Here is a 25,752-nt window from a genome sequence, read left to right as displayed (position 1 = left end):
TCGACTAGAGGTATCGCCCACGCGTCTGCTGCCAATCGCGGCTATTGCTGGCGAAGCGCGATATTGCGGGAGCAAACCGCACCAGCCTTGCCGAGCCAAACTCCGCTACCATTCGCTCAAATCCGGCAGGTCGCCGCCGGTGGCTGAACGACCCAGATCATCACGGATCACTTCAACCTGCGACCACCCGAGCGCCATCAGCCGGTCCAGAAAGCAGGGCGACTGATGGGGTTCGATCTTTCAACGCGCCATCGACAAACGGCAGAGGACGCTCAGGTGCGACCCTGGCTGAAGGCGCTGTTCGCTAGACCGTCTTTCAAGGTTGTCGCGGTTGCGCAAGCCAACAAGACTGCGCGGATCATTTGCGCCCTTCTGAAGAAAGGCGGGACCTACCGGCATCCCAACCCGCTGTCGACTACTGCGGCCGCCGTCCGATGGACGCAGTCGCCAAGCGATCTGACCGGCGCAGGCCGGCAGAAGGCAAGGTGCAACAACAGCCGATGAACCATGGGACGAAATCCCGAGGCGAGTGAAGCTACTGCCCCCATGAGCTAAAACGCGTGAACCTGATTTAGCTCCTCGGCGCGGATCTCATCGAGCCCAGCGGCCACGTGCCGCGCGCAAAGGCCGCGGATGTGACGGCGCGGTCCCAATGTGTGAAAGCGGCTGAAGAAGCTCTTGCACGCCGGCCGTTCCACATATTGCGGGGCAGGGTCAGTGCCTCTGCAACAAAGACTACCGGCCTTAGTAGGTTCGTTGTTCGCAGAGTCTTAGATAAAAGACTCGCCAGGAGCTGAATCGAAACAACGGTCTGGAATGCAACGTGATGAACCAGTCGCTGCAGTCTGGACATTTGTCGCAAACTGAACGTGTTCAGTCCATTTCGCTCAATGAGATGCATGCACACGGATCCGCAAGATGAATGTCGACGTTTTCTCTGCTCATGAATCTAATGTTCGTCGCTATAGCCGGTCGTTTCCGACTGTCTTTACGAGGGCGCTTGGGGCGACGATTTGGGACGAGGGCGGCAAGAGCTATATTGATTTCCTTGTGGGGTCCGGCGCACTCAACTACGGGCACAACAATCCCAATATCCTTGCACCGGCAATTGATTATCTCGCGGGCGGGAACATTCTTTTGTCGCTTGATATGCACACAACGGCCAAACGTGAATTTATCGAAGTGTTTGTTGATACGATCCTGAAGCCGAGGGGTCTTTCGTACAAATTGCAATTTCCTGGACCGACTGGAACAAGCGCTAACGAAGCGGCGCTTGCGCTGGCCCGAAAATATACCGGCCGTTCCAGCGTCATGGCCTTTACAAATGCGTTCCACGGGATGTCACTTGGCTCCCTGGCTGTGTCAGGTTCAGCCTCTACCAGGGAGCTCGGCGGCGTGGCTCGCCACGATGTGATCCGCGTCCCCTATGACGGCTATGCAAACGGAGCTTTCGATTCAGCGAGTTACATCGACTACGTCCTGGGCGACCTCGGGAGTGGCATAGAAAAACCCGCCGCAATCATTCTGGAAACGATCCAGGCAGAGGGCGGCATGAACACTGCATCGGCACGTTGGCTCACGGATATTCAGCGCATTTGCCGTGACCACGGCATCGTTTTCATCGTCGACGACATTCAAGCAGGAGCAGGCCGAACAGGTGATTTCTTCTCCTTCGAATTCGCAAAGATCGAACCAGACATCGTCTGTCTTTCAAAGTCGCTAAGCGGTTCGGGAAATCCGCTGTCGGTGGTTTTGATTCGCCCCGACCTAGACGTTTGGAAACCCGGAGAACATAGCGGCACTTTCAGAGGCAACAATCTTGCTTTCGTGACTGCAGGCGCCATGTGCAAAATGTGGTCAGACACCAAATTCAATCATGGCGTCGAGCGGACAGCTGCCAAACTGCAACGACACCTTGATGATCTCGTCGCGAAATTCCCGAATTGCATTAAAGAAAAGCGAGGCCGCGGCCTGATGGCGGGACTCAAGTGTCGCTCACACGCGATTGTCGACCGCGCACACGATATCGCGTTCGCAAACGGACTGCTGATTGAATCTTCGGGACCAAACCGAGACGTCATCAAAGTCCTGCCGCCGATAACAATCTCGGATGCCGAGCTCGACCGTGGCATCGCGATCCTCGAGCAGGCAATACAGGAGTAAGGCAATGGCAACTGCCCAGCTGTCTCAAGTACCAGCGATCTCGCTTCTCACGACCAAGGAACGAACCGGCTCCATCAAACTTGGGGAGATCATCTCAGTCCTAAAGGGTGAGATCACCGGCCTGCACATCAAACAGGCATTCAGTCCCGAGCTGGCCGAGGACATCACGACGAACTTTAATCGAAATCCCGGTCTCGAGGAGCGCAAAGATGGCGTTCCCGGCCGATATGTTGGCGCATCGCACTACAGGAGAAATGCAGCCACCTATTTTGCCGAGGCGGAAAGTGCGCGTCCTTTCGTGGAAGCCCTTTTTGCGGATCTGGTAGATCCGGTCCGCGCGTTATTCGACGCGCTGAAAGGCGAGCTTCACAAACAGGGAGTTGAGTTGCGGCTGGCTCGTTCGGAGCACGGTCAAGCTAATCTTTGTCGTGCCATCTGCTGGTCTGGCGCAGGGATGTATTGCTTAGAGCCCCACGACGACGTCGCCCAAGTTCTATGTGCCGATAGCGAGATTCGGCAGGTGGCGAACAAAACGGTTGTAGCGCTAAACTTCTACCCCAGCATGCCCGATGAAGGTGGCAATCTGCGCATCTGGAGCCACAAACCGACAGAAAGTGACCGAAAATCGCAAGGCCTGGAGACTACAGGCTATCCCTTTTCGACAGCTTATCTTGAGGACCTTCCTTATCACGATTTTCAGCTCAAAGCAGGAGATATCGCGCTCATCGACGGCGGCTACGTTCATGGGGTGACCCGACAATCAGGCAATGGGAAGCCTCGCCTTCTGCTGAACTGTTTTTTTGGGTTTGCGAGCCCAGATGTGGTTCTCTGGTGGACCTGAAGTCGGGCTTGCACAGTCATGCTGACTAACATTGTGGCGACGAGGAGGTCTATCTATCGAACGTCCGGCGTCAATTGGATAGCGGCGCCGCACGGACCCTTCGCGTGTTGGAATGCCGGCGCAGCGTGGTAGACGACCCGTCACAGTTCGTACGAAGTGAAATGGGCTTTAAGAAGCGCAAGTTGGTCGCGCCTACGGCTGAACGTCGACTTTTGAAGCTTATTACGCCGTGCGAGGCTGTGCGCGACGTTTTCTGTCTAAGGTGGTCTGCTTGCAAGCGCAGTCCGCCTTCGCAAAGCTGTACGGCTGCCCTTGCACCTGGTGAGCAAGGCCGCTCCCCAAACCCACGTCGCAGCAGTCTCCTGATGTGCCGCAGCGCGCAGACACATTGAAACGCGTGGCTCCGAGCATATGCTGGCCTGATGATCACGACGATCCACCAACAGGCGCATAGAACGGCGATCTGAGCCGCATCCTGGTTCAGAAACTCTGGGACCGGGGTTGCTTTCAGCCTTCAACTTAACGCGTGCGTCAATAGCTTCGTCGGAGCGAGTCTACCGTTGCTTCTTTCGATCAAAGCTGTATTAAGAGCGAACTTGGTCGACTTGGGGCGGTGTGCCGATCGATCCACATGCTGGAGCATGGCATTGGCACTCGCTGGGCTGACCGGGTGCTCCGGCAACCGCAATAATCGGCAAGACCTCAACATCAGCCGTACGGGATACGGCGCGATGATCCTCGACGAAACCAAAGGCTCGTGTCCGGAATCCGGCAAAGATCGCGATCAACTATCTCAGAAACGACCGAGATACTAGCAGCCGGATAGGCGTTCTTCACGAACGGACTGCCATACGAAGCAGGGCCTTGTGTGCCGCTGCAGATTCGCGGGAAGTGATCACGATGATAGTGATCGGCTCCTGGATCCGTACAGCTATGCGGTGTGCCGCTCGCACGTGAGGATAGTCGGCGATAGAATGCTCCGAGACTGCCATCCCTGTGCCAGCTGTTGTTGCTGTCAAAACTGTGCGGTTGTCCGACTGGAGAACCCGCTCTCCGCGAAGACAATACCCTGAAACCAGAGAATTTGTGGCCGGGAAAGTGCTTGGGGCTTGACCACGCCTTCATCTGAGCTGCATTCGTCGACCAGCTTCAGTGCGAGCGACGGTCATAATCTGTTCATCCCGTAAGATCGATGCCGAGCATTCCATAGAGTGCTGTCCTAACAGCAAAAGTGGAGCTGTTGACGGTTGGTCTTTTGGTAAGTGGCTTGATTAGCCTTCCGACCGGATTAGCCACTATATTGCTCAATACCGCGGCATCGACCGTTAGATCGCCGAAAGACCAGGTTCTATTGAACGTGTCGAAGAAGCGCACTGAGTTGTGGGACGCCGCATTGCGCGACACCGGCTCCAGCCTGGGCCGTTCCAAGCACTGGCAAGCACTGAATCCGGCAGCACAGTTCGTTGACGACGCATGTAACCGAGCCGCTACCTTGCCCCACGGGCTTAATCCAGTTTTAAGTTCATTCTGGCCCACGACAAGGACCAGAGCAAGCGCAGCCACTTTTCGGAAGAGCAGATCATCGGGATTTTGAAGGAGCACGGGGCCGGCGTTTCGGTTGCCGACCTGTGCCGCAAGCGCGGCGTCAGCGACGCCTGCATCTACAAATCAAAGGCGAAGTTCGGTGGTATGGAAGTGTCGGCGGTTAAGCGGCTGAAGGCGCTGGAGGATGAGAACACGCGGCTGAAGCGGCTGCTGGCCGATGCCATACTCGACAATGTCGCGCTGAAGGACTTGCTGGGAAAGAAATGGTGACGCCCGAGGGAAGCGGAATGTCGCCCATCTCATGGATGGCCACGGGATGAGCGAACGGCGGGCGTGTAAAACCATCGGCAGCTACCGTATGACTATGAGATACAAGACGATCCGGACGGACGATGGCGGCCTTCGCCAGCGCATGAAGGCGATCGCGGACGAGCGACGCCGCTTCGGCTATCGGCGCGTGCATGTCCTCCTCAAGCGGGAGGGGTATAGCGTCAACCACAAGAAGCGTGTTCCGGCTTTACCGGAAAGAGAAGCTTGCGGTGCGCCGCCGTGGCGGCCGCAAGCGCGCCATCGGGACTCGGGCGCCAATGACGGTGCCGATGGCGTCGAACGAGCGCTGGTCGCTCGACTGCGTGTCGGGTCAACTCACCTGCGGCCGCCGCTTCCGCGTCCTCACCGTGGTCGATGACTGCACCCGCGAGTGCCTGGCGCTGGTGACCGATACCTCGCTCTCCGGCATCCGCGTGGCGCGGGAACTGGACCGGCTGATTATCGAGCGCGGCAAGCCGAAGACGCGCCGGGCATGCCCATGCAGAATGCCTTCATCGAGAGCTTCATGTATAGACGTATATGGACCCCGCCCGATTGCAACGACCGGCTTGATCAGGATCGACGGTCACAACTGCAGACGTATATCCGGCTTCTTGATGCGGCTGGACAACGTCTCCGCCGCGAGCCTCGATGGTTTTCGCCGGCTTCCACCTCAACGGCCCCGAGACATCGGCGCAAGCCGTGCCGGTCCACACATCAGGTTCGGGAAGCGACGGGGTGACCGTTTTCGCCATCTCCTGCCATTTGTTGCAATTGCCGGGTGAGACCTCCTTTCCTTGATTGCCGCTTCGTTTCAGGCCGCCTTCACCGACAGCGCCGGCGCATAAGCTGCGTCGCCTGTGAGCATAGCCCACACGATCCGCGCGTTCTTGTTGGCAAGAGCCACGGCCGCGACATTGGGATGGCGCCGTTGCCGGATTTTGCCGAGCCAGCGGCTTCGCGGATCCTGCTTGCCAGTGGCCCGACTTAAAGCGGCGCGAGCTCCGTGAATCATCAGCGTCCGCAGGTATCGATCGCCGCGTTTGCTGATGCCGAACAAGCGGGACCGCCCTCCACTGGATCGCTGCTTCGGCACCAGGCCAAGCCAAGCCGCGAACTGGCGGCCGTTCTTGAAACAGCTTCTATCGCCCACGGCGGCGATCAAGGCTGTCGCCGTCACAGGTCCGACGCCTTCGATTTTGCCGAGCCGCTGGCACTGCTCATTCGTACGGAAGATTTCCCTTATCCGGCGGTCATAGGCTGCAACGCGGCTATCAAGCTCGGACAACTCCTCTTGCAATTCCCTCATGAGCGCTCGGAGCATCTCGCTGAGGCCGTCATTGATGTTTCCTACGATGACAGCGAGGCCGCGCCGCAGCTGCGCGATGTCACGGGCAATGACAATGCCATGCTCGGACAGAAGACCGCGAATCTGGTTGGCGAGCCTGACCCGGTCGGCGACCAGGCGTCGGCGAATGCGGTGGACAGCCTGTACCGCCAGCTGATCGGTTGATTTCGGTGGCACGAAGCGCATGGACGGACGGCCGACCGCTTCGCAGATGGCTTCCGCATCGTTCTGGTCGTTCTTGTTTGACTTGACGTATGGCGTCACGAACTGAGGGCTGATCAGTCGGACCTGATGGCCAAGCGCGGTGAGCACGCGAGCCCAATAATGTGCCCCGTTGGAAGCCTCCATGCCGACCAGGCAGGCCGGTAAATTGGCGAAAAAGCCGGCCACCGCATCGCGACGCAACCTCTTTCGCACAACGACTTTCCCGTGGTTGTCGACGCCGTGAACTTCGAAGACATACTTCGCCAGATCTAGACCTATACGAACGACCTGCATGATATCCTCCTTCACTGCAGTTGACGCTCGAGATTCCACCGCGGCGAGGGCGGGGTCCATACCATTGGCCCCGCGGATGCAAGGGATTTCAGCAGCACTTTGGGTACCGGTCGGGTGCGTTCATGTATACGGCCTGTTTGTGCGACCGATGCCATGGCCGCTGGCCCTGATGGAGATCGCGGATCGAGGCCTCATCAACGGGTCGCGCTTGTTGCGCTTAAAGCTCTTCGGGCTTGCTCGATCCCCAGCTCCGCCGGTCATGCTGTCATTTGCCCTCACACCATAACGTGGCCAACACACGCGACATTCAGGTCGCGAGCTTAGGCCGATAGAATTCCCCGGTCGTCATCATCGCCCAGACGATCCGGGCCAACTTGTTGGCAACGGCGATGGCGACGACCATCGGCCGACGCCGTTCAAGCAAGGCTTCGATCCAGCCGCCTCCAACCCGGGAGCGTGCCTTTGGGTACCGAACGACGTTGCGTGCTCCGATGACAAGCAAGTGCCTGAGATAGGAATCGCCCTGCTTTGTTATGCGGCCGAGCCGGTGCTTCCCGCCGGTGGAATTCTGCTTAGGCGTCAGGCCAACCCAGGCCGCGAACTCCCGCCCGGAGCGGAACATGGTCGCGTCCGGTACGGTCGCGACGAGAGCCGTGGCCGTAATGGGACCGATCCCGGGAATCGAGGACAGCAACTTCGCCATCGGATTTACTTGCTGGATCTCAGCCAGTTCGCGCTCGATGGCCGCGACCCGCCGGTGCAATTCCTTCAGTTGGCTCACAAGGACGGCCAGTGCGATGCGGGCGTGGGCCGGTACCGTCAGTTCTTCGTCATCCAACAAGTCCACCAAACCATCCACCCGTTGCCGGCCTTGCCTGACGATGATTCCGAACTCAGCAAAGTGAGCCCGAATGGCGCAAGCTGTCATGGTGCGTTGGCGGACCAGCAAGCCTCTTGCACGATGAAGCATCAAGAAGCCCTGGTTATCAGCGCTCTTGATTGGGCGAACCGCATATTAGGACGACTGACCGCTTCGCAGATCGCGGCCGCGTCAGCGGCGTCATTCTTGGCTGCTCTTCGTAGGTAGGGTTTAACATAGGCTGGCGGAATCAATCTGACATCGTGTCCAAACTGCCGAATCTCCCGCGCCCAGTGGTGAGCAGTCGCGCAGGCTTCGATGCCGACCAGGCAAGGTGCGAGCGAGGAGAAGAACGACACGATCTCGCCTCGCCGGAGACGTTGGCGACCGGCCACTTGGCCTTGGTCATCAACTGCATGGATGTGAAATACGTGCTTCGAAATGTCTAACCCAATTGTGGCGGCTTCCATTGGTCAATTGCTCCTGTTAGCGGGTTCGTCCATCGCCAGTATATCGCCGGCGCCGAGGAGCAGGGCCGTCTTCCCCATCAACGGCCGGCTGCGGGATGAATTGCTGAACGAGACGCTGTTCACGTCACTGGCCCAGGCTAGCGTCGCACTCGGATGCTGGCGGGCCGATTACAACGATGCACGACCCCACTCGCAGCTCGGATGGAAGACGCCCTCCGAGTTCGCCTTCACCTGTCACCCGCGCCGGAATCTGGCGCTGCGCTATGCCGAAGGCTCCGCGCCAGCTCCCGTCGCTCCCACCGCCCAACCGGGCAAATCCAACGACCGGGCGAACTTAGGATTAGATAAAAAGAGTCTGGGCTGATAGAGAGTCCGGCACATGAGTGAGCAGTGTGGCGATACAGGACATTGCCGTTGATGAGGAAATAACGCATCGCTATATCAATGTGTCCGCTTATCCTCATAGCGCCAAAATTCATCGACTAAACGGGAACGTTAGAGCGATTTGCAATGACTTAGCCGCAACGCTATGTTGCCGCAGTCTGATCGAGAGAGACTCCGCGGGGCTTTGGCCTGCACGATGGCTGGCCGGTCAAATCCGCTGCCTGTTAGCCCGATGCCTCCTTCGAGAACCAATGATGCCTAGTATAAGAGGCGTGTTGCCCATCATGTCGATATATAGTCGCGCGCAAAGGCCGAGACTCCAGTCGTAGGCGGGTGTTTACGGTGACCGGAAAGCGCGATTGTACGAGAGTACTTGTGGGCCGGGTGATGACGAGCATGAGAGAGAGGCGAATCGAGGCGGCGCGCGACAAAGGAGAGCGATACACACACGGTGCCTGGCCAGTTTAGCGAGCGCGCAACATCGTCAGGGAATCGGCGCAACGGACGATACGAGTCGGGCCGATCTGGCGCAGCGCTAACAGGGGCACCCGAACCAGATTTCCGTTTGGAAGAAGCGGCTTCTGGATCAGGCGGCACGCGCGTTCGAGAGGGGCATCGGCGACGGCGCAACCGGGCGCGAGCGCGACATTGAGAAGCTGCACGCCAAGATCGGCCAGTTGATCGTCGAGCGGAATTTTTTACCGAAGAGGTCCTAAAGATGAGCGCCCGGATCGCCGCGTGCTCGCCGACCGCAGCCATGGAGAGATGTCGGCGCAGCGGCAGTGCCAGCTGCTCGGACCGGCCGAGAATCTGAGTAACAAACCGCGCCAGCACTCACAAATGAAAGGCAAAATACGGCGCGATGGAGGTATCGGAGACCAAACGCTGAAGTGGCTGAGGCGGCTCTTGGCCGACGCCCTGCTGGACAACGTTGCGTTGAAGCCCTTTCTTGGAAAGAAATGGTGACGCCCGCTGCGGCGGAAAGCTGTCGCCCATCTCCGGGGAGCCTTGATGAGCGAACGGCGGGCGTGTAAAGGCATGGGGCTGCTGCTTTATGACAATGAGCTACAAGGCGACCGGGGCGGATGATGCCGGCCAAGGCCAAGCGCATGAGGGTGATGGCCGAGGTGGGTCGCCGTTTCGGCTACCGACGCCCGCGCGTGCTGCTCGAGCGGGAGGGCTATCTGGTCAACCACAAGGCTACGCCGCCATGGCGGCCGTAAGCGGGCAATTGGGACTATGGCGCCGATGATCTCCAACGATTTGGAGGCTCCACTTTCTATCGGACCAGCTGACCGACGTCCGTCCCTTCCGTATTCTGAGCGTGGTCGACGATTGCACCCGCGAGTGTCTGGCACTGGTGGCCGATCCCTTGCTCCCGGCACCCGGGTGGCGCGGGATCTAGACCGGCTGATCACCGAACGCGGGAAGCCCAAGACACTGGTCAGCGACAACGACACCGAACTCACAGCAACGCAATTCGGACGTAAGCCGATACAGAGCCGCGCTACCTAGCACTAGATCGCGGGGCAAGCCCATGCAGAACGCGTTCATCAGGGGCTTTAACACAGGTGCGCCGGGAGACCGGCAAGGAGTAGGTGGTGCAAGTCCACTACGATGAAGGAATAGCGAACCGCATCGACCCCGAGCCGTGCGCAGGCATCCGCGAGGATGTCGGCGAAGCGTCGGCAGGGGGACGTGCAGGCCAACCATTGAGCCGCGATAGAAAACTGATCCCGGGTGCCGACGCTGTCTGTGTAGCGGAAGGCAACATACTCAAGAGCGTCATCGCAAGCACTTGGGTAACCCGGCGTGGTCGAAGAACTTGGCATGCACGCACGCTCCCTGCACGGGAACCGGGAGGTCTCCGGGTTGGCCGAAAGCCCCTCTGGGTAGACGGTCCGCGACGGGAAGGCGAGGAGCCGTAGCCGCCGATGCACGATCCGGAGAAGTCTGACTCTGCCGTAGTAGCTGGGAAGTCGCCGAACAAAGCCGGGCCACCGGTGGCGGAGGCGGTGGAGCAAAGGGCAGGGACCAAGGGGAATGCGGATCAGCAAAGCACGCACCGGACGCAGACCCGGGCGCGCGTGACCCAGGCGCTGAGCCGCGTACGGCAAGCCGCAAGGCAAAGGAAGAAGGAGCGGTTCACCGCGCTTCTCCACCAGGTGAACGTCGACACGCTCCAGGTGGCATTCTACGCGCTCAAACGCAAAGCTGCCGCTGGAGTCGATGGGGTGACCTGGCAGGACTACGAAGTGAACCTCGAGCGCAATCTCGAGGATCTCCACGGAAGAGTCCACCGAGGAGCGTATCGGCCTCATCCATCACGTCGGACATACATACCGAAGGCGGATGGACGGCAACGACCGCTGGCGATCGCGGCCCTGGAGGACAAGATCGTCCAGGGCGCTTGCGTCATGGTGCTCAACGCCATCTACGAGGAGGATTTCCTCGGGTTCTCGTACGGGTTCCGACCTGGACGAGGGCCGCACGATGCGCTGGACGCCTTGGCGGTGGCGGTCACCAGTCGGAAGGTGAACCACATACTTGACGCCGACATCCGGGACTTCTTTGGCAGCGTCAACCATGACTGGTTGATCCGCTTCCTGGAGCACCGCATCGGCGATAAGCGCATCGTCCGTCTGATCCGTAAATGGCTCAAGGCGGGCATCCTCGAAGACGGGATCGTATCCGTAGCTGACAGTGGAACTGGCCAAGGTTCGGTGATCTCACCGCTCCTTGCCAACATCTACTTGCACTACGTGTTCGACCTGTGGGCCGAACGCTGGCGACGGCAAGAGGCCCGCGGCGACATGGTCATCGTGCGTTACGCGGATGATCTGGTAGCAGGCTTCGAGCATGAGGACGACTCTGGTCGATTCCTCGATGCACTGCGTGAGCGGTTCGGGGCATTCTCGCTGTCGCTCCATCCGGGCAAGACTCGCTTGATTGAGTTCGGACGCCATGCGGCAACCGAGCGCAAGAAGCGCGGCATTGGTAGACCGGAGACCTTCGCGTTCTTGGGCTTTACCTTCATCTGCGGGAAATCTCGACGGGGGGCCTTCCAATTACAGCGGAAGACCCGGCGCGACCGCATGCGGGCGAAGCTGCAGGAAATCAAGGCGGAGCTGCGGCAAAGAATGCATCAACCTATCCCGTCACAGGGACACTGGTTGAGGCAAGTCGTTACAGGCCACTTCGCCTACTATGCCGTGCCCACAAACAGTCGAGCGCTCTCAGCGTTCTGGCATTACGTGGCCAGCCTCTGGCGTCGCACGCTGCGGCGGCGTAGCCAGAAAGACGGCTTCACGTGGGAGCGGATGACGAAGCTGGTCGCCGATTGGTTACCCGCACCCCGCATCCTTCATCCATGGCCCGACCGGCGCTTCGCCGTTAGACACCCGAGGTAAGAGCCGGATGCTCGAATTGGGCTTGTCCGGATCTGTGCGGGGGGTGTTCAGCAATGGGCATCCCTACCGCGAACGACATTCGCCGAATTAAGGAGGCTCCCAACTGTGACAGGCCTATGAGTACTGTGGGCAGACCACTGGCAACGGTGCCGCGCCGGGCTTTCGGTGAGGATAACCGGTGCAGAAATTCTTGATGCAGTACGGGTTCTTGCCGCTTCCGCACTTTTGGCAGCGGGTGACGCAATCCTCGTAGGTCACTCCGGGCCGTATCTGCTCAATCAGCATAGGTTCTCGCTGACTTTTCTGAGCCAGCGCTGGACCGAGGAGTAACACGGCAAGGAGTAGTCCCATCGGGTATTTCATGTGCTCCTCCTCCTGTCGTAAAGGGACATTCGATGCGGACGGTGATGTCTGCCGAACTCCTGGTCAAGGCAAGCTCACAGCCAAAGTCCCAGCGAGACCGCTCGCTCCCTGGGCATGATTCAAGCAGCTCAGAACGACACGTCAATATTCTCGCCCGCTCGCGGAGTATTTTGGCCGCGTCCCGTCATCCCGACAGGCCGAGCGCAAAAACGGTCTCACAGATCAATGGCGATCGCAGCTATGCGCAGCCGCCGCCAGATGAGTCGAATTTCGTTGATTGATCCGAATTAGACGCAGGATTACAGCGACAAAGGGCGAATCGCGCATCAACTAGGATTGCAGCATTGGTATAGTTAACCTCAAAATTTGGCTGGCGAGGCACGGGATACGGCGTGCCGCTTCGCCAAGCAGGCGCACGTCAGAGTCAACTGTTGCTGTCAGTTGATGCAGTGGCACTTGAAATGCCGACGCCGCACGTGACGTGCGGGCGAGGTGCGGCGCCACGACGATGCGTGGCGACTATCCGCATGGCATCAGCAGGAGGCGAGAATGCGCAACAGCTCTCATAATACCCTCCATGGTACAGTAAAGCGCTGTGGCGTCTGCGGCGGACAGTTCGGGCTGATCCGCCACTACTCTTGGCGAACAGTTCTTTGCTCCAGGAAATGCGTGGACCGTTTCACGGCTCGCCGGGAGGCCGACCAGAAATGGTTCGCGGGTCGCACTGGCTTAATGCGTCCCACGGCGTACAAAGCAGACTTCGACGGAGAGCTTAGGAAGCTCCGCACCCAGTTGTTTCATTGAGCGCTGTGCTTGAAGCAACGCGAGCCTGGTAATTGAAGCTAAAGAACGACGCGCTATGCGCCGCCGCAAGTGGAGCGCGCGGGGAACTTCGGCCGGTCGCCGTCTGCACCATGGTGGCGCTCGGGACCATTAGCTAAGCTCACGCCGGCCGACCCCGCCACTTATGTGGTCGGCGTTCAGGCGATCGGAGGGCATAGACATGGGCGACGCCCGGCGGATCGGCGCCTGCCCCATGGCCGGTCGTCCGCCGTATAGGCCCAGAGCTGACCCGTCTTGGTGCGCGATCGAGCACTGGCATCGTCGTCTCGTCGGCGAACAGCTTTGGCCGTTGCTTGAGCTTGCCAAGGAGGCGCTCATGTAACGGACGCAGATGGAAGGCTGCTGCCGCACTCAGTCCGCCACGGCCGACCGATCGAGCTCAATACCCTGACGGGCGTAAATCTGCACCTGCCGATAGAGCGGCAGGTGATCGGCATATTTGGACACCAGAACCTGGGCGACGGTGGGTTCGGTCGGCAGTCCGCCCTCGACCAACCGTGTCGGAGCCGGTGCCTGCATGACACCGTCTTAGCGAGCACGGCAGGCGTATTTGGGACGCCGCGTCACGAGGATCCGGAACTGCGCCCGGACCAGGTCCAGCCGCTCGCTTCTATCCTCGCCAATCCAATGCAACTCGCCCTGGCAGCAGGGACAGGTCTTGCTCTCGATGTCGACGGCGACCTCGATCCGCGCCAGGTGCGTCGGCAACGTGTCACGGTTGCCGCGGCGCCTACGGGCTCGCACCTCACGGCCTTCAGCTGCGCTGACGTCCTGCGCCATCTCGCTGTACGCTGTCACCCGCTCGACGTGCTCCAGGCCCAGCAGCATCTGATCTTCAGGCAGCGTCTCTGCTGGCCGGCCAAACCGATGCCGCTGCAATTCCTTGATGATCTGACGCAGTCGTTCGCTCTCGCACCGCTCGGCAAGCAGCATCGCTTTGCACGTCTCGGGATCGTCAGGCAGGGCCTCGCTAACAGCTAATTCAAAGCATATTCGCCGCCATCAGGGCGACGCGTCTGGCGCTCCGATTCACTTCGCCGCAGCGCCGCCAACAACTATCCAGCTGCGTCGGCGCCGGCGTCTCTCGTCGCGCGTGGACACGCCGCCAGTCGAAGCCTTCGAGCGAGGGGATTGAGGAATGTCCCCGATAGTGAGTCTGACGAATCATCTCCTGAGGTAGTCGAGGTTAAGGATCCCCACCATCCTTTGTGGGGTCGCTCATATCGAGTGATCAGGAAGATCGGCCAGCGAGGTCGAGGCATTCCTGCTTCGTATGAAGTTGAGTATCGCGCAGGAAGCAGCCTTCTGATTCAAGCAACCGCAATCGAATATTATGGAGAAGAAGCAAATCAGATAAGCTGAGTATGGAGGCTCTACTCGAGCTTTTATGCAGCGGATTGTCCCCACGCACATGAGCATGGATCCAGCCGATCTTTGGTCGACGCTGACGCCCGCGCTCCGACGCCAGATCGTCGAAGACGTCGCCGCGATTTTGGCGGAGATCTCTCATGAAGTCCGAGTTGATCACACCAAGCCACTTGGCGCGCAAAGCCGTGGTCTACATCCGGCAGTCGACGCCTCACCAGGTCGTAAGCAATCAGGAGAGCCTGCGCCTTCAATACGCGCTTCGCCAGCGCGCCCGCGAACTCGGATGGCGTGAGGCGGCCATCGACGCGATTGATGCCGATCTCGGGTTGAGCGCCGCGTCTATAGCACAGCGTAACGGCTTCAAGGAACTCGTTGGCCGTGTTGGCCTGAGTGAAGTGGGACTCATCCTGTCGATCGATGTGACCCGCTTGGCGCGTAATTGTACCGACTGGTATCCGCTCCTGGATGTCTGTGGTCTACGTGGCTGCCTGATCGCCGACCGCGATGGTGTCTATGATCCGGGCACTCCGAACGGACGGTTGCTTCTCGGGCTGAAGGGTTCGATCTCCGAGCTTGAACTACATACGATCCGCAGCCGGCTGACCGCTGGCCTCCTGGCAAAGCCGAGCGCGGCGAACTTGCGGTTATGCTGCCAATCGGGCTGATGCGGGATCCGAGCGGCGTGGTCGTTAAGGATCCCGACATGGCCGTGCAAGGGCGGCTCGGTCTCGTCTTCCAGTTGTTCCTGCAGCTGCGCAGTGTTGCCAAGGTCATGCGAGCGTTGAACGAGCGTGACCTGGAACTGCCGCGTCGTGATCGGTATGGCGATTTGTGCTGGACGCGCGCGACGTTGGCTGCTGTCGCGGCGATCTTGAAGAACCCGGCATACGCGGGCGCCTTTATCTATGGACGAACCCGCTTCCAGCCGTCGAAGCGGGAGGGTGCCCTCCCACAGAAGGCTCCGCGGCCGATGGAGGAGTGGCGGATCGTCGTTAAAGATCGATATCCAGCCTATATCGACCAATCTATGAAAAAATCCGAACCGTTATCAGAGATAACCGAGCCGAATACATGCGCATCAAAACCCGCGGCGCGCCTCGCGACGGCGAGCTCCTGCTCCACGGCATTGTCTGGTACGCACGATGTGGTCATAAAATGTACGTCCGCTACAAGGGCGGTGGCGAGTATGTATGCAATCACCTGCGTACCCAGGAAGGTCAGCCAACCTGCCAACACATTCGCGCCGCCCATATCGATGCAGCCGTTGGCGATGCATTCCTAACCGCACTAGCGCCAGCCGAACTGGATGCCTTGTCGCGCTCACGGCGGGTGCAGCAGCAGATGAACAATGCGTTACGCTCCAGTGCAGAACGAGAGTTCGAGCGCAAGCGGTACACGGCAGCGCTCGCCGAACGGCAGTTCAACCGAGCTGATCCAGATAATCGGTTGGTCGCCTCGGAACTCGAGCGCCGATGGGAAGCGGCACTTAACGACGTGCGCGCCGCCGAAGAGGCGCTTGCCCGACAACCGCCCAAAGCCATCACACAAGTGGCCTTAAGCAAGGAGCTCAACGACAAGGTCATCAGCCTCACTGGCCGCCTCACGCAGATATGGCGTGACGAGACGATCTCGGATGCGCATCGCAAGGCGTTGTTGCGATGTCTCATCGAAAAGGTCGTTCTCGACCGCGGTGAGCACGACTTGGCCCTGGCTAGGATCGTCTGGCGTGGAGGCGCCGTGACGGAGCTCGAGGTGAAGATGAGCGTCAACTCCGTCACCAGATTGACGCGAGGCGCCGAGATGCGGGAACGCCTTCTAACGCTCGCTCGCGACGGCGTCCCCGACGACGAGATCGCCGCAATCCTTACCCAAGAAGGTCACCGCTCTCCCTATTGCGCCGATAAGGTGCTGCCTATCACCGTTGGTCGGCTCCGTCGTGCCGCGGCCATCAAGGTAACTGCCCAGCGTACTCGATGGGACCATGACGGCTCACTCCTCAGCCACCCGAACTGGCCCAAAGGCTCGAGCTTCCGGTGAACTGGCTCTATGTACAGATCCGAACTAAGCGTTTGCTGATTGATCGCCACCCCAGCGGCGCCTATCTCTTCCCCAATACACTCCGTTCTTGACGCTATTGGAGACCTTCGAAACCACGTCATTGCGCAACTTGATCTAAGAATCTGTCAGCCTAACAAAGAGGGGCATCAACATGGGTGATCGAGCAATGCCGACAATTGCGCCGCCGACAAGCACTACGCCATACTCGAACTTCGGCCGGCGGAAGATCCCATCCTCGAGCCGCTTGACGAACAAACACGGGCCCGTTCCGGCCCAGAACACCAGCTTGATCCGATCCGCCCGCTTGGCCCGGAACACATAGACACCTCCCGAGAACGGATTTGCCCCCATGCTCTCGCACACCGGGGTAACAAGCCCCTCCATTCCCTTGCGGAAGTCTACCGGTTTGGTCGCCACCATCGCCCGGACCGCACCCGACGGCCCGCTCACCACCTCACCTTCAGCGCCTGGATGATGGACGCAATCATCGTCGGGTCCGCACCACGGCCGGCCCGGATCGTGATGCCGTCAACGTCGATCTCGATGACTCCGCCCTTGGCCTTGCGGCGCACCGCTTTGCGCTCGCGCCCAAGAGCGGCCGCCGGCACCACGGCATCCACCACCGCCAGCGCAAACTGTACTTTTTCTGTTTCGAAATGACCGCGCGCTGCCTCTCGCAACTGACGGCGCCAGCAAAACAACTGCTGCGGCACTGTCGCGTTACCCGGCCGAGTCGCCACTCGTAACGATCTCCGCAAGGACCCGGGCCTTGTCCTCGTCGTTCCACTTTCGCCCACGGCCGGCTCGGTTGAAGAACTCGAGCCGCCGCACCGACTCCGTGATAGTAGTATGCACTGTGTCCATTCTAAGCCTAACGGTCAAACCAAACCGCAGCCTCGCAGATCACCCCGTCACCCCACCGAACAGCGCTTACCGTTAAACCGGCTCGCGGCGTAAGTCCTCTCTTGGCGTGCTCAATCCCGAGATGATTCTGACGATCACAACTTCAACGGGACGAGACGGGCTTCCTTGGGATGGCCCGCAATGACTTCTCATGGGTCCGGGAAGCAGGCGACGTGTCGAAAACCGTTGCATTTCTTGTTTATTCGGTCGATTTTCTGCATACCGGTGGCATTTATCAATGAAGTTCATCTCCGTGGCAGCAAGTATGCGATACGATCGAATAGACGCCCGCATCCTCGAGATCGTGCAAAAGAACAACCGACTGACCTCCGATGTCATCGGCGAAATGGTCGGGCTTTCCGCTACCGCGTGTCAGCGACGACTGAAGCGACTCCGCTCGGAAGGCATCATCGAGGCCGACATCTCGATCGTTTCGCCGAAGGCAGTTGGCAGACCCATTCAAATGCTACTGCTGGTAAGTCTGGAGCGGGAAAGTTCGGAAATAGTCGATAAGTTCAAAAAGGCCATCAAATCATCCGCTGAAGTCGTGAATGGATTCTACGTTACTGGGGACGCGGACTTCCTTTTATACATTACTGCGCCCACCATGGAGGACTATGAGCAGTTCACCAGGCGGTTCTTCTATACGAACCCAAACATCAAAGCGGTCAAGACAATGGTCGTAGTAGACCGCGTAAAGGTAGGTTTCGCTGTGCCAGTTGAAGCCTCGTCGGAGGATTGACGAAACTCCGATGTCCGCGCCTGCATCCAGGGCAAGTGTTGCAAACAGGAATGTAAGAGCTCGCTGAAGTGCGCGACACTGCGGCGAATGACTGACCATAGTGGGGTCGATGCGGATCGCCAGAGTCGTGGTCGAGGCAGCGACCATAGGCATCGCCTCAATGTCCAAGGCGCCGATCGAATTCGTCGCGAAGTCGATGTAGCTCTTTTCCACGTTCTGCCCCGCCGTTCGCAAGTAGAAAATGGTGAGCAGAAGCTGGCGCCTAGCCCCGACTGACCTAAGTCGGCGTGATCTTTCACCCCGACTATCTAGCCTGCTAGGTTCACGACCCCCCGTCGTCCGCGCGACAGGGGGCGAGTCGTTCAGGTTAAGGGGGTATCTCAGCGTTCGTCACGGTCGGGGCAGCCGGCACCAGATGTACTATCCGATATTCGTTTTCATGCAGGTAGCGCAAGAACGCTGGCATCATGGCGGCCGTTCGGGCCTGGGTGTCGTGCAGCAGAATGACACCCTTTCTCGCGGTCGTTAGCCGCTCGATCAGATTCCGTAGTTCTTGATCTGGGGTTATATTCTCCCAATCGCTCGCCCAAAGGTCAGCACCGAACACTGCAATCCCGCGTGACTTCAAATGGTCGAGCACCGCAGGGGGCGAGTCGAAATAGGGAAACCGAAAGAAATGTGTTGACGGAGTTGTGATCGAGACGCCGTTGAGCGCCAGTTCATCAGCCGCAATGCCTCGATCGATATCTTCCGTAGCCTGTTCGAGCGGAATCTTCGACATCATAGGATGCGACCAGCTATGGTGCCCAACGGTGTGCCCCTCGGTGGCAATGCGGCGGACGAGCTCGGGGAATGCTGCGGAGGACCTGCCGACCAGGAAGAACGTGGCCCGCACGCATTCCTGCGCGAGCGCCCTCAGCACCTTTTCTGTATTCGGGGGCTGTGGCCCATCATCGAAGGTGAGGACGACCTCATGGTCCGCCAGAGGAAGGGTTTCTGGAAAGCTTCCCAGCCCCACGCGCGGATAGGTCTCCGCATCGACAGCGAGCACGCGCGATGTGCCGAGCGCATACTGCCGCGGGCAGTTGGCGGAATTTGTCACCGCGCTGCCGGCAAGCAACGCTGTCACAGCGCCGGCGAGCCGTGAAGCCAATCTGTGCAGGCACATCCTTCTCATTGCGCTCGGCGCGACCTTGAAGCCCAGTGTCGTGCCCGCAGGCTATTCGATGCACGTCGCCGGATTGCTGCGCATTGAGGTATACGGCGCGTAAAAACGTCGTCAGGCCTAAGCTGATGCGACGAAAGCGACGTCCATAACAATTGAACTCACTTTGGCTGCGTTCCTCCTAGGTGGATCCTCAGCACTCCGTATCAAGTGCAATGGTACCAAAGGATCTTGATCAGCTTGCCGCTTTTGCCACGGAACACATAGAGGTCGCCGCCGTGCGGGTCGCACGTGAACGCTTCCTGCACCAACAAGGCCAGCGAGTTCATGCCGCGACGCATATCGGTGTGACCCGTCGCAATCCATACCTTCGGCTCGAAGGCTTCTCTGTGGACTCCCTAGAGGCTCTGGGTGCGCAACGCGAAAGCCACCCGAAAACTGAGGCTCTTTCCGGGCCCCCAACGGTCCCATTCGGTTCACCGCAGTCCCGAGCCTGAAAGCCGCTGGCGGCCTTAACCGCCAAATCTTGAAGTCGGGGGGTGGGGTCGAGTTCAAATTAGGGTCCGGTGTGAAAATGGGGCCCCTTTTTCTCCCGAGAAATTCCCGGCCGGCCCGTGTCAACGCTCCGCTTGGGACACCCGCTCCAGGAGTCGCACGACGGCCGTGGGTGCCACTGGCCTCCACGAGGGGCCGCGATGCCTTGCTGGTTGAGTTCATCAGCTATAGCGCGAACGCTTGTGACGCCGGCTCGCTTGATGTCCGCAATGATCCCGTGGAGGTCCATGGCGCGCCGTTTAGCCTTCTGTTTGATGCGGGCGACCGCTTCAGCGTTACCGGTCTGCTTGCCCCGGAGCACACGGGCACCATTGGGATTGCCGAGCTTCACACCGCGTGCCTTGGCAGCAGCGAGGGCCTTCTTGGTGCGCTCTCCGATCAGACCTGCTTCCAACTCCGCGACAGCCGCCGTCTGTGTCAGCAGAAACTTGCCCATCGGGCAGGGAGGCACGTTCGGCAAATCGCAGAACACCAAGTCAACCTTGGTGGCCACGAGCGAGCGCGGTAGGTCTACGTTGCGTGTCAATCTGTCCAGCTTGGCGAACACCAGCTTGGTGCCAATGGCCTTGGCGTGTGAGAGCGCGGCAGCGAGCTTCGGGCGATCAGAGCGCTTGCCGCTTTCCGTCTCGACGTACTCAGCCACGAGTGTCCAGCGGCCACCGTTGAGGTAGCTCGTAACGGCTTCGCGCTGCGCCTCAATGCCAAGACCAGAACGGCCCTGCTTGTCCGTCGAAACCCGCTTGCCATGTCCAAACACCCTATACACATTTCGCTCTAACGACCGTTAGATCAATTTCTAACAGGCGCCAGCGGTTCTCTCTATGAACGTTTTGGAATCCAGCGATTCCGTTTTGCATTGCTCCAGCCTGCACGCTTTCTGACCCAACTACAAACGGAGGGAATCAGATACCATCGCGCTATGATCGAAGAATTTGGAAAGCATCCCACAGCGTCGCCGCCGAGCTTTAACATCCAGTTCAATCGATCATGGACCGTCTTGAGACCGCGCCTGTACCGCTTCTTGGAGGCTCAGTATGTTGAGGCGTTTTTCAAGGATGGATCGCTACGGCTTTCCTCGTTCAGCCAGTTCGCGAAGCATCCTGATGAGCAGCGGCAAGATGCTCAAGAAGGGACTGGAATACGCTTTGGACTTGGCAAGAACCTTACGATGGTAACGGTTCAGGGCAGAGGCAGCGATTGTTATGTCTTGTGTGGCACGCTAAACAACACGGCAGAAATGCGAAAGCTCTTTCCGCAGTACGATGCTTGCTTAGTCATTGACGACATCACTGCGTTCGCGAACACCGTGTCCACCAAGATACCCTTTGTTGGCGGCCTTGAAGGTATCGCCATCTATCAAGACGAACCCACGATCACCAAGTCTGTAGGCCTTACGGCAGAGGCACTATTGGACAAGTACAGAGTGCCAGATGGCAACATTAGCATGGACATGCTCCGCGACACGATGAACACGGTTGGAGGACCGGAGGAGTACTTCATCAAGCACAGTCGATACTCCGCACAATGTGAGTATAAACTGCTGTGGGCGACCGGACAGCCTGTGTCACCGTTCATAGATATCAAGGTACCCGAAGCAATTCAGTTCTGTCGGCGCCTCTCGCTGAATGTAACGACTAAGACCGAGGCAAGGCCGTCAGGTGGGTGCCTTGGCATCTGAGATGCCCTCTAGCTGCCGCTCTCTGCGTAGAGGTCTCGAATTCGGCGAGCACACCGAGCATGTCTAGGAAGCACTTTCCCGCCGCCGTGCTGGTGTCGATGGGTTGCTCCGTGGCCCTCAGGGATGCACCGCGCGCCTTCACGGCCCTCACAATGTCCTGCAGGTCACCGATGCTGCGTGCAAGACGGTCGATGCGTGTCACCATCAGCACGTCACCGGAGCGCAGAAAGTCGAGCACAGTGCGCAACTCCTCGCGGCCGGTGGTGGTGGTGCCGGTGCGCTTCTCAGAGCGGATCAGATCGCAGCCTGCCGCTTTCAGCGCAGTCTCTTGGATAGTCAGGTCTTGGTCGATGGTGGAGACGCGTGCGTGACCAATGACCGTCATGTTTGTCCCTTTTGTCTCGTTAGGCGCTAGACCGTGAGACAATGCCGTCTCAAAATTCCGAAGCCAACCCTATTGAGACGGTTTTTGGGTCTCAGGTGAATGTCTCCTGAGGGTGGACCCATGTGAGACCTTGGGGAAAAGGCGGGAAGAGTAGGGAACAACAAGGGGAGGGAACTCGCGCATGGTACGATGGCTGCAACCGAGGCGAGGCGCTGGAAATGTCGAGCCAATTCGGAGGGGGCTCCCAATGACGAAGACGGCCATCACTCCTGCTGACCTGCAGGTGCACTTTGAAGAGCAGCTTGGATTTCTGGAGCGGTCGGCCGCTGCGTTCGATCAAGGTTACGAAGACGAAGCCAAAAGGTTGGCCGTCACCCTGCGCGTCCTTCTTCACGAGACGGCCCAATCGCACTCGCTGTTGGGACAACTCGGACGTCGGCATGGTGCGTTCGTTGATACCGCCCTGCCTGCCGATGCGGCGAACCTCATGACACACGGTGGTCTCGTATTCATCGCTATGGGCCCTCCTGAGACGCGGTATGTGGCCATGCTCGATGATGTGCCTATCGCGTCCTCGGCGCCCTTCGATCAATGGTGGGCTGCTCCTGTGTTCATAGACCGAGATGGGAACAGCCTCACCCGCAAGCAACTCATCCTCATCGCCGCCAACCAAGATGGGGGCGCGCACATCGACCCTGCCTTAGATGACACCTACGCGGAGCTATCGAAGCAGAACTCAATGAATTGGACAGTGGTGGAGAACGGCCAGCAACGGCCGATGGGCGGACCTGAGCGCGCCGCCATCAGGCAGATCACGCATGAGGTTCTCAAGACATTGAAGCCCGCCTACGTGAAGATGCCGGCGCACGCGGGGTCAATCTTCGTCGGCGGCATGTCCCTGCGGCAGGGCGCGCACCCACCACAAGGATCGCCACCCGCGGCTTCAACCGGTAGGAAAATCGGACGAAACGAACCTTGTCCATGTGGCAGCGGGAAGAAGTACAAAAGGTGCCACGGTTCGTTCGCAGCCGCGTGAAACCGCGTTGTTTTTTGTCTCAGCAGAAAGGCAAACAAAAGTCAGCCATTGCCGGTGGTCCCAAAGGGTGGTACGAGCCACTTCGGCAGTTGGCGATTTTGTTCTGATTTTTAAACGGAAGGATGTGTGGCGGTCGCCTCGTTCCGGGCGCGCCACTTAGCTCGTTGAAATCAAACGACTTTGCCGTTCTTCTTTTCTTCCGGATCGGGCGTGGTTTGCAGTTGGTTTGCAAATTTTATTCGCGGTGAGTTCTCGAAATTGAAGATCGCTTGCTCAGCCAAGCCGCGGGTCCGCGCAAGATAGCGCTCCAATATTCGGTGCACCGTCTTCAACGAATGTCCGGTGATCGTTGCGATTTGCTGAGGAGTACAACCGGCGTCGGACAACAGCGTCACCGCGGTTCCCCGCAAATCATCGAAGTGCAGTTCCACGGGATGATCTAACCCGGGCAAAGTCACAGACTGCATCAAGTACGCACCAACCCGACACTCTCCCTCGCTAAAGCCGTCCGCGATGCCGTCGGCGCCGGTGTTCACAATCCATGTTAAGGACCGAGCAGCGGCGCCGGGCACGTTCACAGATGGCTAGCTTGTACCGGGATGTTGATTGAACATAACGGCGAACCGGGCGTACCCGGTGTCCGACGTCTGAGCGCACGCTCGTCGTCGCATCCGCTGCCGAGAGCCTTGCAACCGAGAGTTTCGCCTCGGTTGGACCGGAGATGTCCTGGCTCCAGCGGAGGGCTAACGCTATCTGCCGCCACGTTTGGGATTATCGAGCGGCATTTCGGACGCAGTGCGGTCGGGCACGTCTTCCTTCCATCGCACTGATCCGAATGGGCGCTCCAGCATGCGGCGGACGCGTACCGGGTCAGGACCAACATGGAAAGCCGAAGCGCGCCGATCCAGCGCGCGCTCCGACTGAGTCGAGCGATTGCGCTGGCGCAAATAGTCTAGCCAAGTCGGGCAGTGATAGCGCTCGGTCCATAGTTCTGGGTCGGCGATGTCACGCGCAATCGACCAACCATAGGCCCCGTTGCGTTGCCGCAATAGCTGCACATTCTGCATGACGTTGTGAAAGGCCCGCGCATTCTCTTGCGAGACGCGATATTCGATCTCGACTACCAGCGGGCCACTCCGCGGGGTGAGCGCTAGCCGTATTTCGGGATTGGCGAGCGACTCGGCATCCTGGTCACTTGCCCTGATGGGAGGCATTCGAAGCCAGAGTCCTAGGAGTGGAGAGAGTAGCATGAGCGTCGAGGAAGCCAGCAGCGCGACCTCAACACCAGCGCCATCCGTGAGGCGCCCCCAGCCCCAGCTGCCGATCGCAATCCCTCCCGAGATTGCAGCCTGATAGGCCGCAAGCGATCGGCCAGCCACCCAACGCGGGGCGGAGAGCTGTACGGCAATGTTGAACAGCGTCATCGTCGTCGTCCACACCGCGCCTGCCAACAGCAGAGCGGCCGCGGTGATGATCGGCTTATCGCTCAGCGCGACCGCAGTGATGGCGCTCCCCATCGATAGGGCGCAGGCACGCACCGCTGCCTCGCCGCTCATTCGTTTACGCACCTCGCCTATGAAGAGCGCTCCCACAACCGCTCCAAGGCCGAAGGCGCCAAGTATGAGGCCATAGGTCTGCGCACCTCCATGCAAGAGATCGCGCGCGATAAGCGGCATCAGCGCTGAAATTGAACCGCCTATCATACCGGTTAAGAACGTGCGCGTCAGCACGATCTTGATCGACGGCGAGTTGGTAATATAGCGTACGCCTGAGACAATGGCGCGGCTCAGTTGTTCGCGCGGCAGCCGCGACGGCTCGGCGACACGCTTCCAAATGAACAGTGCGACCAGCAGTGGCAGATAGAAGCATGCGTTCAGCGCGAAGGCGGCAACGGCGCCCGCAGTCGCAACCACAATTCCGCCGATTGCAGGCCCAAAGCTGCGCGCTATATTGTAACTGATCCCGTTGAGCGCAACCGCGGCTGGCAGGGTGGCGGGCGGCACCTGCTCGCTGACAGAGGATTGCCAGGCCGGCCCCCTCAATGCCATGCCACTGCCCATCACAAAGCAAAGCACCAGCAACACAAATGGCCTGGTGAAACCTGACCATTCGACTATGGTTAGCGCGACTGCGCCGAAAAGCTCAATCGAGAGCGCCACCAGAGCCACGATCCGTCGGTCGTGCATGTCAGCAATGGCGCCAGCCGGCATCGCAATTAGCATGATCGGCAGCAGGAGCGCCGTCTGCACCAGCGCGACCTGGTCCGCGGACGACGTCATCTGAGTCATTGACCAGGCCGCTCCGACACCTTGCATCAGGATGCCGAGATTGGCGAGCAGGCTCGCGAACCAGACGCGTCGATAAGTCGGAAAGCGTAATGGTGCTATAATCCCGTCGGAGCTGAATGTCTGTTTCCTGGATGGATCGATTATTCCCCTCGACATCGCCCGCTCCTGTCCGATTTTCGCGTCAGATCTGCTCGGTCGAGCTTGACCGCGACCAACGGCGCAAGTGCCGTCCAAACGCCGCTTACAGGCTTCGCGTTCGACAGCAGCGCCAAGTTGTCAAGCAAGTCTGGTGAGGTACCTATCTCATCGCGCGAGCGACATCGACCTCCCGCTCCAAGTATCGAGGGCACCGCGTATTTCAAGCTGCTTGAGCATAGTAGGGCCATCGTTCGCCAGAGGCGCCATAATGTCCCGCGATCAGAGCAGAATTGCTGCGGCCAAATATGCGTGGATCTGGAGCGTTGGGCGCCTGAGTTGAAAGAAGCTTGTGCCGATTGCATAACGTTGTGAACGTGACGTTGAGGTCACGGTGAGTCTATCT

At 59.3% G+C, this 25,752-nt stretch carries 15 protein-coding genes and 8 pseudogenes; 12 read left to right on the top strand and 11 right to left on the bottom strand.

The genetic code is table 11. From position 1 onward, the window contains the following. The first annotated feature begins 918 nt into the window (after nt 1–918). The 3 genes and pseudogenes from ectB to ACVWY3_RS23980 form a co-directional block, all read left to right on the top strand. Nucleotides 919–2,163 (top strand): diaminobutyrate--2-oxoglutarate transaminase, encoded by a 1,245-nt coding sequence (gene ectB, locus ACVWY3_RS23990; protein ID WP_456840665.1) that lies wholly within the window; start codon nt 919–921, stop codon nt 2,161–2,163. A gap of 4 nt (nt 2,164–2,167) precedes the next feature. Continuing rightward, nucleotides 2,168–3,004, top strand: coding sequence for a 2OG-Fe(II)-dependent halogenase WelO5 family protein (locus tag ACVWY3_RS23985; RefSeq protein ID WP_456840664.1), 837 nt, complete (start codon nt 2,168–2,170; stop codon nt 3,002–3,004). 1,527 nt (nt 3,005–4,531) lie between these two features. Beyond that, nucleotides 4,532–5,384 (top strand): annotated as a pseudogene (locus tag ACVWY3_RS23980) (transposase); the annotation flags it as partial. A 288-nt stretch (nt 5,385–5,672) separates the two neighbouring features. Here ACVWY3_RS23980 and ACVWY3_RS23975 read toward each other — a convergent pair. Both ACVWY3_RS23975 and ACVWY3_RS23970 read right to left on the bottom strand, forming a co-directional pair. Then, the gene (locus tag ACVWY3_RS23975; RefSeq protein WP_456840663.1) at nt 5,673–6,704 is read right to left on the bottom strand and encodes an IS110 family RNA-guided transposase; all 1,032 of its coding nucleotides are present in this window, start codon (nt 6,702–6,704) and stop codon (nt 5,673–5,675) included. 307 nt (nt 6,705–7,011) lie between these two features. Beyond that, nucleotides 7,012–8,033, bottom strand: a pseudogene (locus ACVWY3_RS23970) (IS110 family RNA-guided transposase). Between the two features lie 79 nt (nt 8,034–8,112). Between ACVWY3_RS23970 and ACVWY3_RS23965 the strand changes: the two are divergent. From ACVWY3_RS23965 to ltrA, 3 genes and pseudogenes are all read left to right on the top strand, one after another. Beyond that, nucleotides 8,113–8,397 (top strand): annotated as a pseudogene (locus tag ACVWY3_RS23965) (integrase core domain-containing protein); the annotation flags it as partial. Nucleotides 8,398–9,261: 864 nt separating this feature from the next. Beyond that, nucleotides 9,262–9,984: pseudogene (locus ACVWY3_RS23960) on the top strand (IS3 family transposase); the annotation flags it as partial. Nucleotides 9,985–10,351: 367 nt separating this feature from the next. Beyond that, nucleotides 10,352–11,827 carry a group II intron reverse transcriptase/maturase gene (gene ltrA / locus ACVWY3_RS23955; protein WP_456840662.1) on the top strand — a complete coding sequence of 492 codons (1,476 nt, stop codon included), beginning with the start codon at nt 10,352–10,354 and terminating at the stop codon, nt 11,825–11,827. 1,333 nt (nt 11,828–13,160) lie between these two features. Here ltrA and ACVWY3_RS23950 read toward each other — a convergent pair. Beyond that, nucleotides 13,161–13,966: pseudogene (locus ACVWY3_RS23950) on the bottom strand (IS66 family transposase); the annotation flags it as partial. A gap of 575 nt (nt 13,967–14,541) precedes the next feature. On the opposite strand from ACVWY3_RS23950, the gene ACVWY3_RS23945 reads away from it, so the two are divergent. From ACVWY3_RS23945 to ACVWY3_RS23935, 3 genes and pseudogenes are all read left to right on the top strand, one after another. Beyond that, nucleotides 14,542–15,066, top strand: coding sequence for a recombinase family protein (locus ACVWY3_RS23945; RefSeq protein ID WP_456840619.1), 525 nt, complete (start codon nt 14,542–14,544; stop codon nt 15,064–15,066). Next, nucleotides 15,048–15,368: pseudogene (locus tag ACVWY3_RS23940) on the top strand (recombinase family protein); the annotation flags it as partial. The gene ACVWY3_RS23945 and the pseudogene ACVWY3_RS23940, both read left to right, overlap by 19 nt. Nucleotides 15,369–15,472: 104 nt before the next feature. Continuing rightward, the gene (locus tag ACVWY3_RS23935; RefSeq protein ID WP_456840661.1) at nt 15,473–16,438 is read left to right on the top strand and encodes a zinc ribbon domain-containing protein; all 966 of its coding nucleotides are present in this window, start codon (nt 15,473–15,475) and stop codon (nt 16,436–16,438) included. Between the two features lie 135 nt (nt 16,439–16,573). Here the strand turns inward: ACVWY3_RS23935 and tnpB (ACVWY3_RS23930) are convergent, their stop codons facing one another. Both tnpB (ACVWY3_RS23930) and ACVWY3_RS23925 read right to left on the bottom strand, forming a co-directional pair. Then, nucleotides 16,574–16,879, bottom strand: a complete 306-nt coding sequence (gene tnpB, locus ACVWY3_RS23930) for an IS66 family insertion sequence element accessory protein TnpB (RefSeq protein ID WP_456840660.1) — start codon at nt 16,877–16,879, stop codon at nt 16,574–16,576. Nucleotides 16,880–16,905: 26 nt separating this feature from the next. Next, on the bottom strand, nt 16,906–17,172 hold the full coding sequence (locus ACVWY3_RS23925) for a hypothetical protein (protein ID WP_456840659.1): 267 nt from the start codon (nt 17,170–17,172) through the stop codon (nt 16,906–16,908). A gap of 455 nt (nt 17,173–17,627) precedes the next feature. On the opposite strand from ACVWY3_RS23925, the gene ACVWY3_RS23920 reads away from it, so the two are divergent. Continuing rightward, nucleotides 17,628–18,104, top strand: coding sequence for an Lrp/AsnC family transcriptional regulator (locus ACVWY3_RS23920; RefSeq protein WP_071917732.1), 477 nt, complete (start codon nt 17,628–17,630; stop codon nt 18,102–18,104). Nucleotides 18,105–18,471: 367 nt separating this feature from the next. Here the strand turns inward: ACVWY3_RS23920 and ACVWY3_RS23915 are convergent, their stop codons facing one another. The 3 genes from ACVWY3_RS23915 to ACVWY3_RS23905 all read right to left on the bottom strand — a co-directional run bounded on the left by ACVWY3_RS23915 (nt 18,472) and on the right by ACVWY3_RS23905 (nt 20,590). Continuing rightward, complete coding sequence (locus tag ACVWY3_RS23915; protein ID WP_456840658.1) at nt 18,472–19,281, bottom strand: polysaccharide deacetylase family protein; 810 nt, start codon at nt 19,279–19,281, stop codon at nt 18,472–18,474. Nucleotides 19,282–19,475: 194 nt separating this feature from the next. Further along, nucleotides 19,476–19,631 (bottom strand): IS66 family insertion sequence element accessory protein TnpB, encoded by a 156-nt coding sequence (gene tnpB, locus ACVWY3_RS23910; protein ID WP_456843442.1) that lies wholly within the window; start codon nt 19,629–19,631, stop codon nt 19,476–19,478. 194 nt (nt 19,632–19,825) lie between these two features. Next, entirely contained in the window at nt 19,826–20,590 is a 765-nt protein-coding gene (locus ACVWY3_RS23905) for a recombinase family protein (protein ID WP_456840657.1), read from the bottom strand. Between the two features lie 153 nt (nt 20,591–20,743). On the opposite strand from ACVWY3_RS23905, the gene ACVWY3_RS23900 reads away from it, so the two are divergent. After that, nucleotides 20,744–21,502, top strand: a complete 759-nt coding sequence (locus ACVWY3_RS23900; protein WP_456840656.1) for a hypothetical protein — start codon at nt 20,744–20,746, stop codon at nt 21,500–21,502. Here the strand turns inward: ACVWY3_RS23900 and ACVWY3_RS23895 are convergent. Beyond that, nucleotides 21,488–21,887, bottom strand: a pseudogene (locus ACVWY3_RS23895) (recombinase family protein); the annotation flags it as partial. The gene ACVWY3_RS23900 and the pseudogene ACVWY3_RS23895 overlap by 15 nt on opposite strands. Before the next feature lie 952 nt (nt 21,888–22,839). Between ACVWY3_RS23895 and ACVWY3_RS23890 the strand changes: the two are divergent. Further along, nucleotides 22,840–22,923, top strand: a pseudogene (locus ACVWY3_RS23890) (SEC-C metal-binding domain-containing protein); the annotation flags it as partial. 170 nt (nt 22,924–23,093) lie between these two features. Here ACVWY3_RS23890 and ACVWY3_RS23885 read toward each other — a convergent pair. Together ACVWY3_RS23885 and ACVWY3_RS23880 are read right to left on the bottom strand one after the other, a co-directional pair. Beyond that, the gene (locus tag ACVWY3_RS23885; RefSeq protein WP_456840655.1) at nt 23,094–23,459 is read right to left on the bottom strand and encodes a hypothetical protein; all 366 of its coding nucleotides are present in this window, start codon (nt 23,457–23,459) and stop codon (nt 23,094–23,096) included. Nucleotides 23,460–23,672: 213 nt separating this feature from the next. Then, on the bottom strand, nt 23,673–25,367 hold the full coding sequence (locus ACVWY3_RS23880) for an MFS transporter (protein ID WP_456840654.1): 1,695 nt from the start codon (nt 25,365–25,367) through the stop codon (nt 23,673–23,675). Nucleotides 25,368–25,752 lie beyond the last annotated feature (385 nt).

The sequence above is a fragment of the Bradyrhizobium sp. USDA 4486 genome, assembly GCF_054057995.1.
This window is presented reverse-complemented; position numbering and strand designations above follow the sequence as displayed.

Coding starts and splice junctions, on each gene's coding strand:
- ACVWY3_RS23945 (WP_456840619.1), top strand. CDS start 14,542: ATGAAGTCCGAGTTGATCACACCAAGCCACTTGGCGCGCAAAGCCGTG.
- ACVWY3_RS23975 (WP_456840663.1), bottom strand. CDS start 6,704: ATGCAGGTCGTTCGTATAGGTCTAGATCTGGCGAAGTATGTCTTCGAA.
- ACVWY3_RS23900 (WP_456840656.1), top strand. CDS start 20,744: ATGATCGAAGAATTTGGAAAGCATCCCACAGCGTCGCCGCCGAGCTTT.
- ACVWY3_RS23935 (WP_456840661.1), top strand. CDS start 15,473: ATGCGCATCAAAACCCGCGGCGCGCCTCGCGACGGCGAGCTCCTGCTC.
- ACVWY3_RS23915 (WP_456840658.1), bottom strand. CDS start 19,281: ATGAGAAGGATGTGCCTGCACAGATTGGCTTCACGGCTCGCCGGCGCT.
- ACVWY3_RS23985 (WP_456840664.1), top strand. CDS start 2,168: ATGGCAACTGCCCAGCTGTCTCAAGTACCAGCGATCTCGCTTCTCACG.
- ectB (WP_456840665.1), top strand. CDS start 919: ATGAATGTCGACGTTTTCTCTGCTCATGAATCTAATGTTCGTCGCTAT.
- ltrA (WP_456840662.1), top strand. CDS start 10,352: ATGCACGATCCGGAGAAGTCTGACTCTGCCGTAGTAGCTGGGAAGTCG.
- ACVWY3_RS23920 (WP_071917732.1), top strand. CDS start 17,628: ATGCGATACGATCGAATAGACGCCCGCATCCTCGAGATCGTGCAAAAG.
- ACVWY3_RS23880 (WP_456840654.1), bottom strand. CDS start 25,367: ATGTCGAGGGGAATAATCGATCCATCCAGGAAACAGACATTCAGCTCC.
- tnpB (WP_456840660.1), bottom strand. CDS start 16,879: ATGGTGGCGACCAAACCGGTAGACTTCCGCAAGGGAATGGAGGGGCTT.